Below are 15,858 nucleotides of genomic sequence, written 5' to 3' on the forward strand. Positions count from 1 at the left end.
ATAACATCTCACTTACAACACTGACAAGCTAGAATTACTAATATCCGTCACTAACATTTTACCCGGACTATGGGTAATACAAAAAGCTGGTTTTGTTTGCTCTAATACTAATTGCGGTGTCACACCACAAGCCCAGAATACTGGCACTTCATCTGGATTAATAGTGACTGAGTCGCCATAGTCTGGTTGAGATAAATGATTTATACCTATTAAGCTAGGATCACCAAAATGAATTGGTGCTCCATGAACAGAAGGAAAACGACTACAAATTTGAATAGCACGGATGGCATCTTTTGCTTTCATCGGACGCATACTCACCACTGTATTTCCGCTAAAACGACCAGCATTTTTACAGGCCAAATTGGTGCGATACATGGGCACATTTTTCTGCTCAGTGATATTTCGTATTTCAAGGCCATCAGCAAGTAGTGCTTCCTCAAAAGAAAATGAACACCCTAGAACAAAAGTTACTAAATCATCTCGCCATAAAGCAGAAATATCAGTGACTTCTTGAGTCAACACCCCTTGTTCAAAAACACGATAACCGGGCACATCAGAGCGAATATCAATATCCTGCCCTAATGCCTCCAACATATAATCCCCTGGTTTTACCGACATACCAACTAACGGGCAAGGTTTAGGATTAAATTGACAGAATTGTAAAAAATCATTCGCCCAATCTTTAGGTAAAATGACAATATTTCCTTGGACAAATCCCTGAGCATAGCCAGAAGTATTACTAGAAAAATCACCACTGCGGATAAGTTGACGTAGTTGATAAGCACTTGCATGTTTAGATAAAGGGTTAACACCATCTATTGTCATAAACACTCCATTTGAAAAGGAAATCCTGATGAGTACGATAGCTCTAGTATTGCTAAAATCCTTATATAAAGCCACCATTTACAGTGATTTGTATAACAAAAAATAGCGAAAGTGATTACTTTTTTCAATTTTTTAAGAAAGCCAGTAACTGGAAATAAAAAAGCATGAGGTTCACTCATGCTTTTGGGGAGTAAAGAAGTACTAGAATACTTAGGGATGTTTAGCTAACAAGGTTTCATTTATTCTAACTTTTTGACCATCTTGTAAACGCTCTCCACCACGAACAATAACTTTATCCTCAATCGAAAGTGCCCCGACAACTGAAATCCACTCACCAACACCTTGCCCTAATTTAACTAATATTTTATTAGCAGTATCTTCTTTATCAACACTGAGCACATAAGTTTCATTGCTACGAAGTACAAGGGCATCTCTTGGCACTAGTAAACTTTGTCGCGCTTGTTCTTTTGGTAAAGAAACCATAACAGCGCTACCCGCTAAGATATCAATGTTATTCGCTGATAACCTGACATCGAAGGTTCGAGACGACTGCTCGCCTGCTCTACTCCACGTTCTAATAGGTAACTGTAAAAGCTGGTTTTGCCATTTAACAGTTACTTGTGCATTTTTCTTTAGAAAAGGTGCAATATGAATAGGTGCCGCAATTTTGATATCTAAGTTTTGTGTATCAATGAACTGGACCAAAGGTCTTGCAACCGAGATTAACTCACCAACATTTGCATACCGCTCACTGACATGCCCGTTAAAAGGCGCAACAACACGCGTTTTCTCAATCGCTAATTTTGTTTGTTCAACTTCAGCTTTTAAGGCAATCACTTTATTAACGGCGATAGTAAGATCCTTGTTAATACGTTCATACTCACTTAATGCAGAGTTATTCTTTTCTCTGAGTTTACCAATTCTATTTTTCTGACTGGTATAGTAATCAACATCGGCTTGATACTGATTAATTTCAGCACGCTGCTGCGTTAGTTGTAATGTTAAATGCCTATCATCAAGTTGCGCTAATAACTGCCCTTTTTCTACTGTTGAGCCTACATCCTCAATCCATAATAACTGCCCTGTTTGCTCAGCAGAAATTTGCGCATTCATTCGACTAATAACGTTTGCCGGCAACCAAATCGTAGGCTTTACTTCTTGCTCTTTAACCATATCAATACTAACCAATTGCGCTGGTTGCTCTGCGAAAGTTAAAAAACTGAACGATGAAAGAGTGACTGTACTTAATAATATAAGTGTGGTTTTCATACATTTCTTGATCATAATATTTCCTTAAATTATTTTCTGGGCAGTAAAATTAAAATTAAATTTTAATTTTCGCTGTTGGTAATTGTTTCAGGGGAACTGATAATCGGCGGCTCTGCGCTTTTCCTGTAATAAAGTCATGCTTTGCTAACCTAAGTAAACAAGGCAACAGCACAATGGTAAATAAGGTACTAAACGCCAATCCACCCACGATAACAGCAGCTAAACCGCGGTAAATAACACTGCCTGCACCAGGAATTAACAACAAAGGTAACATGCCAAAGAAACTGGTTGCTGTACTCATAAATATAGGGCGTAATCGTAAACATAACGCCTGCTCAATAGCTTTAGAGCGCTCTAGCCCTTGTTGCTGACCTATCCGTGTTTGATGTACGAGTAAAATAGCGTTATTCACCACTAAACCCAGTAGAATGATAAAACCTATCATGGTTAATAGATCTAGCGGCTGAAAGACTACTAAATTTAATAATTGCAAAGCTAAAATACCGCCGACAGTTGCTAGTGGAATAGTAATAACAACCAGTAAGCTATCTTTAACCGAACGAAATAACGCAGCCATAAGTAAGAATAAGACCACCAAGGCAAAAGCAAAGTTTTCACTCATTACACTAATGGCTTTAGCTAATTGATCGGCACTACCACCGTATAAGATGCTGCCATCATCCGGCATGATGTCACGTAATTTAGGTTCAACTTGTGTTCTTAGAACCGCAATAGTTTCTTCTAACGACCAACCTTGTGGAGGATTAATGTTTAAACTGATTGTACGATTACCATCAATTCTAGTTAAACGACTTGGCCCAACAGTTCGATGGATATCGACTAAGCTTGATAACTGAGTTAACTGAGTGATACCAGTATTATTATTTGCCACAATCAGTGGTACATCAGCTAGGTTATCCGGGTCATTCCAACCTTCAGCGCGTAAAATCATATCCAAGCGCTTACTGCCATTAAAATATTCCCCAACAAATAAGCCATCGCCTAGGGTTCTTACCACTCGACCTAGATCACGACGATTCCAGCCTTGCTCAATAATATTGCGATCATTTGGCGTTAAACGTATTTCAGGCTCAGCCATCTCTAAACCGGGATTAGCATTAACAGAAGCGCCTTCAATGGCTTCACTAACAAAGGTCATACCTTGGCGAGCAACGTCTTGTAATGCTTTAGTATCTTTTGATTGCAAATGAAGCTGCACTTGTCGACCGCCGCCAAAGCCGCCAAATAAATTACCTTGCCGAGCAAAAACTTGAGTATCGGGTAAATCGACTAATATCTCATTTTTGACAATATCTAATAACTCATCAACTTTTGACTGATCTTTTACCCGTACACCTAAACTACCGCCAAAAGGACCGCTAAATAAATAGTAGTTTTTTAACGCCGGCTCTTTAACACCATCCATGTAAGGCTTTAACCTAGCAACAATAGGCTTAATAACTTCTTGCTCAATTGTATTGATATTAGCGCCAGGTGGGAATTGCATATTCGCGTCTATCGCGTCGCGCTTAACTGGGGGTAAATAATCTAACTTTGGCATGGCAACAATACTAATGATAATGGGTAAAATTAATAATGTACCGGCAAGTGATAATCGTTTAACTCGTGTATTAGTAGCTTTCATCACGAAAGCTGTCATTCGTTGCCAAGTTTTTTCATTGGGATCAGCAATGAGCTTTTCACCATTTTCTTGCTGTTTTAAAAAATATTTAGATAACACAGGCAATAGAACAACAGCAACAATTAAGGACACTGACACAGCGATGGCAATAGTGAGCGCCAAATCTCCAAATAGCTGCCCTTCAATATCCTTTAGAAAATAGACAGGTAGGAAAATAGCTACTGTAGTTGCCGTAGAGGCAAGTAATGCTCCCCAAACTTGTTCAGCCCCCTGCTCAGCACTATCATGCTCGTCTAACCCTTTATCCCGCATTCGCAGAATATTTTCTAAAACAACGATAGCCGCATCTAAAACCATCCCTACAGCAAAGGCTAACCCAGCTAGTGAGATAACATTTAATGATCGCCCCGATATTTCTAAAACGATGAAAGTACTTAATAAACTGACGGGAATGGCGGTAGCAATAATCAATGTCGCTCGCATACGACGAATAAAGAACCACAAAACCGATAAGGATAAAATAATACCTGCAAATAAATTACTGGTGACTAAATTAATAGCACGATAAATAAATACAGAAGCATCAAATGATTGCACCATCACCAGTTTCTTATCTAAAAGAAGCTCAGTATTTAAACGTTCAACTTCCGTTTTCACTCGATTTAACGTGGCAAGTACATTGGCACCGTTTGCTCTATCTATGCGCATAGAAAAAGCAGGATTACCATTTTGTACCGCTAAATTTTGTCTATCGTTACGCCTGATCTCAACGGTAGCAATATCACTTAAGCGGATATGACTACCGTTTCGTGATGCTAACATCAACTGTGATAGTTCATCGACACGGTATTTTCCACTGTAACGTAAAGTATATTGTCTTCGCCCGACATCAACAAAGCCGCCTGAAACATCATCGGTTGCTGCTACTAGGGCAATTAAATCGGTTATTTTTATGCCATACTCTGCAGCCTTAATTGGGTCGTAACGTATCTGTAGCTGCTCTCTGTTTTGACGAGTAAACGTTTGGACACTTGAGACCCCTTCAATGGCTTCTATTCGCGGCCTGATGGTGTCATTGGTAAAGTCCATATACTCGGCGATGTCTTTATCATTACCCGGCAATGCCTGTAGAAAGAACCAAGTTAGTGCTGGCGTATTTCCACCGAATCCCCCTAACATAATGCGTGGTGGCCTAGCATCGCGAGGAAGATTAGCAACTCGGGTCATTCTAGAAATGACTTCTATTAGAGTTTGCTCCATATTGGTATCAACACCGAACTCTAGATTAATAAATGCGGCGCCTCGATTAGCAAAAGCATTCATAGAAGTTAAACCTGGGATCCCTCTTAAGACTTGCTCTTGCGGTTCAATAATTTCAGATTCAATTTCGCTAGGTGCAGCAGCTCGCCAAAAGGTTTGAATCGCAATTCGAGGACGTTCAATATCGGGAAATAGCTGTACAGGTAATTTAAATAAACTGAGCACACCAAGTAGAACAATTAGAGCAACTCCAACAGCAACCGCAGCAGGGCTTATTAAAGCACTTTTAGTTATTTTCATGTATCCATTCCAACGATAAGTAACATTAGTTAACCTAAAAATACATCTAGATGACAAATATGGAAGAAAGCTTGCGCTTAATAGAGATTAAAATACGATGAACTGCTCGTGAGAAATTGTTTGCAATTCACAGACACAATTAGACATATTTATGACAATGTCATTTGCTAAGGGTATACTTTCCCTGTATTAATTTAACTCATGAACCAGAAAGCAATGTCAAAGTCATATTCAGTTACTTCCCTTACCTTATTTCTTCTTATTTTTTCGACTCAAATACATGCTCAGAACACAGAGACTCCTTTGGAGCAATGCATTTTCGAGACAATCAAGTCCACAGAGCAAATGAAAAGCTTGCAAGAAGTAGAAGTCTATTGTCAGAAGAAACTAGTACAGAAGCAGCTAGGCAATCAAGAGCTTGGTGCTATTTCACAGCGGCTTATTAAAGAAAGAAAATCTGCTTTTGACCCTTATGTGATAACGCCACATAAAATGAATTATATTTTACCAATATCAATTACAGACGATATCAATACTCAAGCATATGAGGGTGTTAACAATTGGGCTGATAACCTTGAAGATATTGAAGCTAAATTTCAGCTAAGTATAAAAGTGCCATTAACGACTGGAGGGATTTTTCATAAACACGATCAGGTGTTTTTTGCTTTTACGTTAGAGTCATGGTGGCAATTATACAGTGAGAGTATTTCTCGACCCTTTAGAGAAACAAATTACCAACCAGAATTTTTTTACTTTACGCCTTTAAAATGGCACCCGTTTAACAGCAACACAGGCTTAATGGTTGGTTTTGAGCATCAGTCAAATGGTCGCTCTCAAGCTATTTCTAGAAGCTGGAACCGCATTTACTTGAATTTATTGTTCGAAAAGAATGATTTTGCACTTTCATTTCGCCCTTGGTATCGCATACCTGAAGGTGATAAAGAAACAACCATGTTAGCCAGTGGCGATGACAATCCTGATATCGATGAATATATGGGACATTTTGAATTAGGCTTAGCCTATAACATCAGTAAGAAATATGAAGTTTCCATGAAGTTACGAGAAAACTTTGCTCATCATAAAGGCGCTGTCGAGCTAGGTTTCACTTTTCCCTTATGGGGAAAACTAAAAGGTTACGCGCAATATTTTAACGGTTATGGTGAAAGTTTAATTGACTATAATTATAAGCAACAGCGCATAGGAATTGGTTTTGCTTTAACCGACATTTTATAAACGCGACTTAATAAAATAGTCACATTGCTATCAAACGATATGATGTAAATTAAATAGTTGTAATTATACCTAACATAATACTTGCATTATCCTATACTTAGAAGAGTTATTTAATATCCCCTAAGACATTCATAAAGAAAGGGCTTTCTATGAATAGCGGTAAAAACAATGTTGAACACTTTATTGATATTGGTATTGCACTATCAACAGAAACAGATCACAACGCACTGTTAGAAAAAATCCTCACCAGTGCAATGGCGCTCAGCTCAGCCGACGCTGGTACAATATACTCAACTACAGATAAAAATCAGCTAGTGTTTAATACTGTCATCAATAACAGCCTTGGCATCCATTTAGGCGGCACTAGTGGCAATACTATTGATTTTCCCAACATTGAAATTTACCACAAGGGTGAGATTAACTCGACAGCAATGGCTGCGATTGCAGCTGCCACCAATGAAACTATCAATGTTGAAGATGTGGACGAATGTAAAAGTTATGATTTTAGCGCTGCTAAAGCCATGGATACAAGAATTGGTTATAGAACCGACTCAGTGTTAACTATTCCAATGAAAAATCATCAAGGGGAGCTAAATGGCGTTATTCAACTCATCAATGCTGCCGATGAGCAAGGTAATATAATTGCTTTTTCATCTGACATTGTTAGAACAACAGCCTCGCTAACTTCATTTGCTGCCGTTATCTTAACGAATAAACAGCTTGTTGTTGAAATGGAGAACCTGTTTTCTGCCTTTTCAAAGTTAATTGCTTCAGCTATTGATACTAAATCTCCGTATACAGGTAGCCATTGTCGTCGTGTTCCAGAAATAACCATGCTACTTGCGAACGCATGTCATGAAATAGACTATGGCCCATTAGCAAATTTTTATATGGCAAAAGAAGATTTTCATGAACTCAGTATGGCTGCTTGGTTACATGACTGCGGTAAAGTGGCGACACCAGAATATGTAATGGACAAGGCTAAAAAACTTGAAACTATTTTTGACCGCATTGAGTTAGTCAATGCTCGCTTTGAAATTGCAGCAAGAGATATTACCTACTCCACAAAATTTACCGAACGTGAGAAGTTAATAAAATTAAAAGCATTAGCCAGTGACCGTACATTCATTAATGAAGCAAATACTGGTGGCGAATTTTTCAATGACGAAAAGATTGAACGAGTTTATAAAATAGCTAAGCAATATAAAATATCTATTGATGGCTGTACTCAGTCAGTCCTTAATGATGATGAAGTAACAAATTTAATTATCAAGCGTGGGACTTTGAATCACAAAGAACGTCAGATCATTAATGATCACATGAAGGTTACGGTTGAGATGCTTGAATCCATGCCGTTTCCAAAACACTTACGTAATGTGCCTGAATACGCTTGTGGTCATCATGAAAAAATGGATGGAACAGGTTACCCTAAAGGGTTAAAACGTGATGAAATGTCTACTCAAGCAAGGATAATGGCTATCGCTGACATATTTGAAGCCCTTACCTCAAGTGACAGGCCTTATAAAGAGCCTAAAACCTTGTCTGAAACATTAAAAATCATGGGTTATATGAAATTAGACCATCATATTGATCCAGACTTATTTGATGTATTTATTGAAGAAGAGATCTATTTGTTGTTTGCTAAAAGTTTCTTACTTGAGTCGCAAATTGATGTAATAGATAAAAGTAAAATCCCAGGTTATCAACCTATTAGATAAGCAATAATTATTATTCAGTAATATTTATATACATAGGCCTATAAATTTGATGCTAAAAGCGCTAAATTAACATTGTTTCTCACAAAATGAATTATCTATGTCTCGGTTATCTCTTCTTTTAGCCTTTATGTTTAGTTTTAGTATTAATGCCGAACATATGAGCCCACTTGAAATAAATGAAATAGAAAGTGTCTGTCAACAATCGACGCCTTCGTGTTTGGCCATTTTAGAAGTTGGACTAAATGACAGTAAAGCCTATTCAACGCAATGGTTTCGCTTAAAACAACTACGATTAAATGCCTTATTTGACTTACAAAAACTTAAACCTTTACAGCAAGAAGTAAATTATTGGCTTTCTCTTGACGAGAGTAAGCAAGTAAAAATGCCGCCAAACTTTGCCGTGTATATTTATATTTATAACGCCAAGTTAATACGAAAAGTCAACCAAGATAAAAAATCGAATGAGGAAGTTTCCTTATATTTAAATAAGGCAATTAATTTACTCAGTGATATCAATGATAAACTCCCCTCTCCTCGCCGTTTAATTGAGATAGCTAACCTGCAAATTTCTATGCAAGATTATGAACAAGCAAAAACCACTTTACTTGATTTAGATAAAAAGTTTGAACATCGTTATCATCCAAACTTTAAACAAGAATTGTATGCAAATTTAGGCCATATTGCCTATTACCAAAACGACCATGAAATGCATATAAACTACCGTCAGCAATCGTTAACATGGACTTTAGAAACAGATAACGATCAACAAAAATCAGTTGCTCACCTTAATCTAGCAGTGGCTTATCAGAAAAATCAGCAATACAGTAATGCCGAAAAGCACTATAAAACATCTTATCAATTTTCAAAAATTGCTCAAGATGACAGAGCGATGGAAAGTGCGCAATTACGTATTCTTGAAGTGATGTTATTACAAGGTAATACCGCGCAAGCAAAACGTATATTTGATGAAATGTCTGTCGATTACTATGATCAAATTTCGGCTCCACATAATAAAGCGCTATATAATGAACTCAAGTCAGCGTTAAACAAAGCGAATTAACAACTTATCAAGGAAGAGTGATAACTATGCAAGTAGATTCACTACAAACATTAATTCTGGCTATTTTAGTACTATTCTTAGGTCGGTATTTAAATAATAAAGTTAGCTTTTTTCAACGTTTTAATATTCCTGAGCCTGTAGTGGGCGGCGTTATCGCTTCTATTATCTTCAGTGGTATTTACTTCTTATTTGATACCTCATTAGATTTCGCACTTAAACAAAGAGATATCTTACTGGTTATATTTTTTACCTGTGTCGGCTTATCAGCAAAATTTTCTACTCTATTACAAGGTGGTAAAACTCTGGTTGTACTCCTTATACTTGCAGTACTGTTTTTATTCTTACAAAACCTCACCGGAATAACGGTTGCTTCATTAACAGGGTTAACTACTGAAACGGGTGTGTTAGGTGGCTCGGTCTCATTAAGTGGAGGTCACGGTACCACCATTGCTTGGGCACCAATTTTTATAGAGCAATATGGTATCAGCAACGCTGTGGAAATTGGTATCGCTTGTTCAACATTTGGTCTTGTTTTAGGTGGCGTTGTCGGTGGGCCTATTTTCAACTTTTTAATCAAAAAATATGAGCTAACATCAACGAGTAATGAAAAAATTTCTGTCGGTTTCCCTCAGCCAGAAAGAGAAATAATTACCGTCAATTCTGCTTATAATGTCCTGCTAATTGTCTGTATTGCCATCAGTATTGGTATTTCAATACATCAAGCAATCGCGAGTTTAGGTATTAAACTGCCCATCTTTGTCCCTTGCCTTTTTGGCGGCATCATCTTAACAAATACAGTGCCGCTTATATGGAAGAAGATAAACTGGCCTACGGGTACTTCAACACTCGCTTTATTTTCAGACTTCAGTTTGGGCTTATTCTTAGCAATGTCTTTAATGAGTTTACAGCTATGGACACTTATTGACCTTGCTGTACCCATTTTATTATTACTCTTGGGTCAAGTATTAGTTATTTCATTATTTGCTATTTTTATCGTATTTCGAGCGCTAGGCAAAACTTATGATGCTGCTGTTATATCTGCAGGGTATGTAGGGCTAGGTTTAGGGGCAACTCCTACTGCTGTTGCCAATATGACTGCGGTAACTAAACAATATGGTGCTTCTCCACAAGCATTTATTGTTGTACCACTTATTGGGGCCTTTTTTATTGATATTACTAACGCGGTTATTATTCAAACCATGCTCAATTGGTTAAATTAAGGCTATTCAATCAATTAAGTCGTCATTAAACACCTTATAAATAACAATAGCTTGACTGTAACGCGTAATATAAAACGAAACTAAAAGTGATAATTAATTGATACCCGCTTGATAATAACCAAGAAACATATCTACAGCTGAATTGATAATATGGCTCTGCTGAGCTTTATCGGGAAAAGGTTGATCTTGAATCACTTGTGGCCAGAAACAAAAGCTTTTGAGCAGAGCAAAAAATTGTGTCGCTGCAAAATCAACATCATCAACTTTTAATGCCCCATTCGCATTGGCTGATTTAAGCCAACTTGATAAGTCACCATCCCTACTCTCAACTTCTGCTAATACTTTATTAATCCTTTGAGGTGTGTGCATCATTTCTGCCATGATAACTTTTGCTAAATCAACAAAGGCAGGATCTGCTAATAAAGTGAGCTCCTGTTTAGCAATATCAGTTAACTGTATCGCTAAGCTCACATCATCTTGGTATTTAATAAAAACAGCCGTACTGAAAAGTGTCACCATTTTTTCAAGAATGGCATCAAATAATAATTCTTTACTGGCAAAATGATTATAAACGGTTCTTTTTGATACCACAGCAGTAAGCGCAACTTGATCCATGCTGGTGTTTTCAAAGCCTTTTTGTTTAAACTCACTAATAGCTGCAGTTAAAATTGCTTCTTTCTTTTGAGTGCTTCGAGCCATTACTTTTAATATCCTAATCAACACTAATATTTATATTTTTACACTGAACAGTTTACTTTTCAATAAAAACAATTACACTACACAGTGTAGTTTACAAAAGAGTAAGATTCATGTCGTTAAAAATACTAGTAACAATTGTTACTATAGGAGCAATTTTGAGTGCTTGTACCCTATTACAATCTAATACCGTTAATGAAACCGTATCCACATCCCCCCAGTTTAGTGAAAGGAAGTTTCACAACAAAAAAGCTTTTGAAACTGTTTCGTTAAGACAAATTCCAGGCTTTATCAAACGCTATATCACCGAAGAGCGTGTAGATGCTGAGCCAACATTGCCTATTCCACTAGAGCCAATAACTGTGGAAGTACTGAGTGAGGCATCAGAAAATAGCATGACACTTTTTCGCTTAGGTCATTCGAGCTTTTTACTAAAAGCGAATAACAAATATTGGCTAATTGACCCAGTGTTTTCTGAGCGTGCCTCCCCTTTTAGTTTTTTAGGGCCTAAAAGATTTCACCAAGCTCCTATTTCAATAGAAGAACTCCCAGAAATTGAAGGAGTGATCATTTCACATAACCATTATGATCATTTAGACAAAGCAGCAGTAAAATCTTTAGTGCAAAAAGTAAATAACTTCTTTGTGCCTTTGGGTATTGGCAGTGTTCTAGTAAATTGGGGCGTTGCTAAAAACAATATAATTGAACTAGATTGGTGGCAATCAGTCCATTTGAGTGGTCTTGATCTCACCCTTACACCCGCTCAACATTTTTCAGGGCGTGGCCTAACGGATAGTAATAAAACCCTTTGGGGATCTTGGGTCATTAAAAGCTCAGAGCAATCACTATTTTATAGTGGTGACAGCGGCTATTTTGATGGTTTTGAGCAAATAGGTGAAAAATATGGGCCTTTTGATTTAACGATTATTGAAACCGGTGCTTATGATAAAGATTGGCCCGATGTTCATATGACGCCAGAGCAAAGCTTGCAAGCACATATTGATGTTAAAGGCAGAACTATGTTACCAGCACACAATGGCACTTTCGATTTAGCATTTCATGCTTGGTATGAGCCACTAGAGAGAATCACAACTTTGGCAAAGCATAACCAAGTTAAGTTAATAACTCCTATTGTAGGCGAAGCTATTGATGTTAATTCGATGCCAAACCAACAGCCATGGTGGCAAGGATTAAATTAGGATAACACGTTAAGTCATTTTAACACTGTCTTAGCATAAGGCGGGGTTCAATGACTTAACGACGAATTACTACCTTTGTTGAAATTTGTTGCTAGTCATTAACTGAAACCAATTTAGATATGCCGATAAAAAGAAACATATTGCGCCTATAAGTGTCAGTATTGTGGCATAACTGGAAAGCAGCTCTATTGGGTGTGGTAAAACAATAGCGAAACATGCAGATACTAAGAAAGCCACACAACCGATAAAATTTAGAAAGCCAATCCCCCAATCAAGCTTAGGAGCTCGACTCTTTTCTACACGTTTTTGTACGTCAATCAAAGCTAGCGAACCAGAGATTTGAAATAATATCGATCCTATTGCATCAGGTACCCAAACTAATAACTCTTGCTTAAACCAACCCAATGATAGTAAAGCATCCAAGGTATTAACATTAAATAAAATAGTTCCGATAAACTGCGAACAAGCAATGCTAAAAACAAGTTGCTTAGGTTGCCAAGCAAACCAAACTCGACAACTGCTTTGAGCATTAATAGCTTGATAAAACTGACTGTACGCTGCACTAGTAAAAAATAAGGAGCCGATAAAAAATATCAAGCCAATTGAAAATTCATTACTCCCCTTCAATAAATACAGTGTACAAGCGATAATAAAAAAAGAAGAGCCAACCATAAACAGGGTGGCTATCCACCAACTTAATGTTTTTAATTGCCAAAAACCTACCTTAACGCTTCTTACGGTATTAACCATGTTTAAAGCCACCGCTTTCTTCTTCTGAAAGTGGTGATGATACTGGGTGTTGTATTAAATGCGTTATGGCTGCACGACAATCTTCTAATAATAAATTAGCTAAATCATGACTAAAACCATGTCTTACAAGAATACGTTGTATAGCTAAACCATTTAAATTACTGGGTAATGTATAGGCAGGCACTTGCCAACCTCGAGTTCGTAGCCTATCCGCCAAATCAAATAAGGTATATTTATGCTGATGATTTTCTTTTAGTTTCCAACATAATGCAGGAATTCCATCACTACCGTCATAAATAATCTCAAAAGGTCCTAGCTTCTCAATTTCTGCAGATAAATAAAGCGCAATATCACGACAATTTGCATGTATTTTTCGATACCCCTCTCTGCCTAAACGGAGGAAGTTATAATATTGAGTTATAACTTGGCTACCCGGTCGTGAAAAATTTAAAGCAAAATCAAGCATTTCTCCACCTAAATAATTCACCTTAAAAACAAGATCTTCATGTAAGTCTTCTTTATCACGCCAAATAATCCAGCCAACGCCTAGTGGTGATAAGCCAAATTTATGACCTGAAGCATTGATCGATTTCACTCGTGGTAAACGAAAATCCCATATTAATTCTGGCTGTAAAAATGGTGCCAAAAAGCCACCACTTGCTGCATCAACATGGATAGGAATATTGATATCACTCTCTTGTTCAAGTTTATCAAGTGCATGACTTACCTCTTCAACAGGCTCAAACTGGCCAGTAAAAGTAACACCTAATGTCGGAATAACAGCAATGGTGTTTTCATCACAGCGTTTAATAACTTCTTCATCATTCATGATATATCGCTCACCTTCCATCGGTATCTCACGAATTTCTACTCCCCAATATCGACAGAATTTGTGCCAACAAATTTGTACTGGTCCAGTAACTAAATTAGGCTTATCAATTGACTTGCCTTGAGCTTTCATCTTATCTCGCCATCGCCAAAGTAACGCCATACCACCCAACATTGCTGCCTCACTTGAGCCAACAGTTGAAGTACCTAGAGCATCAGTTGCCTTTGGAGAGTTCCAAAGATCAGCTAAGATATGTACACAACGACTTTCTATTTCTGCTGTTTGTGGATATTCATCTTTATCGACAATATTTTTATCAATCGTTTTACTCATTAACTCAGCGACTTCAGGCTCAACCCAAGTTTGACAAAACGTTGCTAAATTTTGTCTTGAGTTGCCGTCTAATAATAATTCATCACTAACCATTTGAAATGCTAAACGAGGATCTTGCTCGTTAGCTGGCATTTTGTATTTAGGAAGTGCAAAAGCAGCATCTGTGGTGGAATAGATATCTTCGTGAAGTTTGTCTCGAACAGAGTCTTTATTATGCAGCATTGAAAATTCCTTTTAATTGATGAGTACACGCTCTAGCGTGTCTCTAGATAAAACGTAAACATGAAAATTAATATTACATATTTTCAATACACTAGAAAGCTATTTGCAACAATTTCATAACATTAAAGTTACCTATTGCTTTGTAATAACCTAGAGAGGAGTGTTTTTTCCGAACCAAAGAATTATCTGAATTTGTGAAATTAAACCTTTAATCACGAGTACTCAGTAGCTGTTTTTTATAATGATACAACTCTTGTTTATCGAATTGTAATCCGTATTTTTCATAAATTTTAGTGATTACATTTCCAGACAGTAATTCAAGCCAACTACTATTTAGTTTTACTCGTAATTCAGTAGAGACTGAAACTTGGCTGAAACCAAAGTACACTGGGTTTCCATTTAAAACAAAAGGTATATTAAAGCGCTCTCCTTCTTTATTAGCGTTAAAAAGTAAATATTTAGCTGAATGTTCATCATCAAACATCGCATCTATCCGGCCACGTAACAAAAGTGAATATCTATCTATATTACTTCTAATTGAAATCAGGTTTATATTTACTTGTGGGTTACTCCTTACCAACTTGTCAAACTCATCGCCAAATTCATTGCCGCGAGTAATAGCAATAACACCATTAAACTGGCTGAGTTGTCTAACATCAGTTATGTTTTGACTTAAGGTAGATTTGGCAATAAAGGCAACTTTTTCTATATGATGAGGCCCTAAAAATTCAGTGAAAGTTGCGCGCTCTGCATTCATAGTAAAATTAGAGACTAACTGTACTTTCCCCTGACTTAGTAAAGTGATCGCTCTTCCCCAAGGAATACTGGTAATGATTAAATCACAACCCGCTTTTTCTACTAGGGCTCGTGCTAATTCAACACTCACACCTCCCCAACCACCGTCACTTTTCATGACATGATAAGGGGAAAGTTACTTGATACCGCCATATTCAAAGTACAGGCATAAGATTTTTGAATTGTTATACAAAACAGTAAAATACAAATAAATCCAAATCGAGATTTATGGACATAATTGTTAATTTTGAGTCTTACATTGTTGAACATGACCTAACCTCGAATGTAACGACTTATATTTATCTTAAAGTTAATCAAGCCTATTAGGTTAATATCAAAATAGTAGTTCATCTTCTAGTAAATTGCGTTATATCAGTATGAGTAACGACGATAGACACTGTAAACATTTCAAGCTCTCCTTTAGTCTAGCTTTTCGTAAAAGCTCAAATTTTGTTAGTAAACTCCTTAATAGTAAGTCCACTACCAATTTCAATTGTTCGTGTTAGT

The 15,858-nt window shown here is 37.1% G+C and carries 12 protein-coding genes; 5 read left to right on the forward strand and 7 right to left on the reverse strand.

Going from position 1 to position 15,858, the window contains the following annotated elements:
* Nucleotides 1-12: 12 nt before the first annotated feature.
* The 3 genes from AC27IF_RS12005 to AC27IF_RS12015 all read right to left on the reverse strand — a co-directional run bounded on the left by AC27IF_RS12005 (nt 13) and on the right by AC27IF_RS12015 (nt 5,296).
* Nucleotides 13-825: a putative hydro-lyase gene (locus tag AC27IF_RS12005; protein WP_487054569.1), complete on the reverse strand. Its 813-nt coding sequence runs from the start codon at nt 823-825 to the stop codon at nt 13-15.
* A 210-nt stretch (nt 826-1,035) separates the two neighbouring features.
* A complete protein-coding gene (locus AC27IF_RS12010; protein ID WP_487054570.1) occupies nt 1,036-2,109 on the reverse strand; it encodes an efflux RND transporter periplasmic adaptor subunit in 1,074 nt (357 codons plus the stop codon).
* 40 nt (nt 2,110-2,149) lie between these two features.
* Nucleotides 2,150-5,296, reverse strand: a complete 3,147-nt coding sequence (locus AC27IF_RS12015) for an efflux RND transporter permease subunit (RefSeq protein ID WP_487054571.1) — start codon at nt 5,294-5,296, stop codon at nt 2,150-2,152.
* Nucleotides 5,297-5,641: 345 nt separating this feature from the next.
* On the opposite strand from AC27IF_RS12015, the gene AC27IF_RS12020 reads away from it, so the two are divergent.
* The 4 genes from AC27IF_RS12020 (at nt 5,642) to gltS (ending at nt 10,527) form a co-directional block, all read left to right on the forward strand.
* Nucleotides 5,642-6,529 carry a phospholipase A gene (locus AC27IF_RS12020; RefSeq protein ID WP_487054572.1) on the forward strand — a complete coding sequence of 296 codons (888 nt, stop codon included), beginning with the start codon at nt 5,642-5,644 and terminating at the stop codon, nt 6,527-6,529.
* A gap of 149 nt (nt 6,530-6,678) precedes the next feature.
* Nucleotides 6,679-8,247, forward strand: coding sequence for an HD domain-containing phosphohydrolase (locus AC27IF_RS12025; protein ID WP_487054573.1), 1,569 nt, complete (start codon nt 6,679-6,681; stop codon nt 8,245-8,247).
* A gap of 97 nt (nt 8,248-8,344) precedes the next feature.
* A complete protein-coding gene (locus AC27IF_RS12030) occupies nt 8,345-9,307 on the forward strand; it encodes a tetratricopeptide repeat protein (RefSeq protein WP_487054574.1) in 963 nt (320 codons plus the stop codon).
* 26 nt (nt 9,308-9,333) lie between these two features.
* Nucleotides 9,334-10,527: a sodium/glutamate symporter gene (gene gltS, locus AC27IF_RS12035; RefSeq protein ID WP_487054575.1), complete on the forward strand. Its 1,194-nt coding sequence runs from the start codon at nt 9,334-9,336 to the stop codon at nt 10,525-10,527.
* A gap of 93 nt (nt 10,528-10,620) precedes the next feature.
* On the opposite strand, the gene AC27IF_RS12040 is transcribed toward gltS, so the two are convergent.
* Nucleotides 10,621-11,226: a TetR/AcrR family transcriptional regulator gene (locus AC27IF_RS12040; protein WP_487054576.1), complete on the reverse strand. Its 606-nt coding sequence runs from the start codon at nt 11,224-11,226 to the stop codon at nt 10,621-10,623.
* A 110-nt stretch (nt 11,227-11,336) separates the two neighbouring features.
* Here AC27IF_RS12040 and AC27IF_RS12045 point away from each other — a divergent pair, with 110 nt between their 5' ends.
* Complete coding sequence (locus AC27IF_RS12045) at nt 11,337-12,422, forward strand: MBL fold metallo-hydrolase (protein WP_487054577.1); 1,086 nt, start codon at nt 11,337-11,339, stop codon at nt 12,420-12,422.
* 69 nt (nt 12,423-12,491) lie between these two features.
* Here AC27IF_RS12045 and AC27IF_RS12050 read toward each other — a convergent pair whose 3' ends face one another.
* The 3 genes from AC27IF_RS12050 to AC27IF_RS12060 form a co-directional block, all read right to left on the reverse strand.
* Nucleotides 12,492-13,172: a hypothetical protein gene (locus AC27IF_RS12050; RefSeq protein ID WP_487054578.1), complete on the reverse strand. Its 681-nt coding sequence runs from the start codon at nt 13,170-13,172 to the stop codon at nt 12,492-12,494.
* Entirely contained in the window at nt 13,165-14,556 is a 1,392-nt protein-coding gene (gene gad, locus AC27IF_RS12055) for a glutamate decarboxylase (protein ID WP_487054579.1), read from the reverse strand. The genes AC27IF_RS12050 and gad overlap by 8 nt, the downstream gene beginning before the upstream one ends.
* A gap of 208 nt (nt 14,557-14,764) precedes the next feature.
* Nucleotides 14,765-15,469, reverse strand: coding sequence for a substrate-binding periplasmic protein (locus AC27IF_RS12060; RefSeq protein WP_487054580.1), 705 nt, complete (start codon nt 15,467-15,469; stop codon nt 14,765-14,767).
* Nucleotides 15,470-15,858: the final 389 nt, after the last annotated feature.

The sequence above is a fragment of the Colwellia sp. KS18-150 genome (assembly GCF_057551365.1).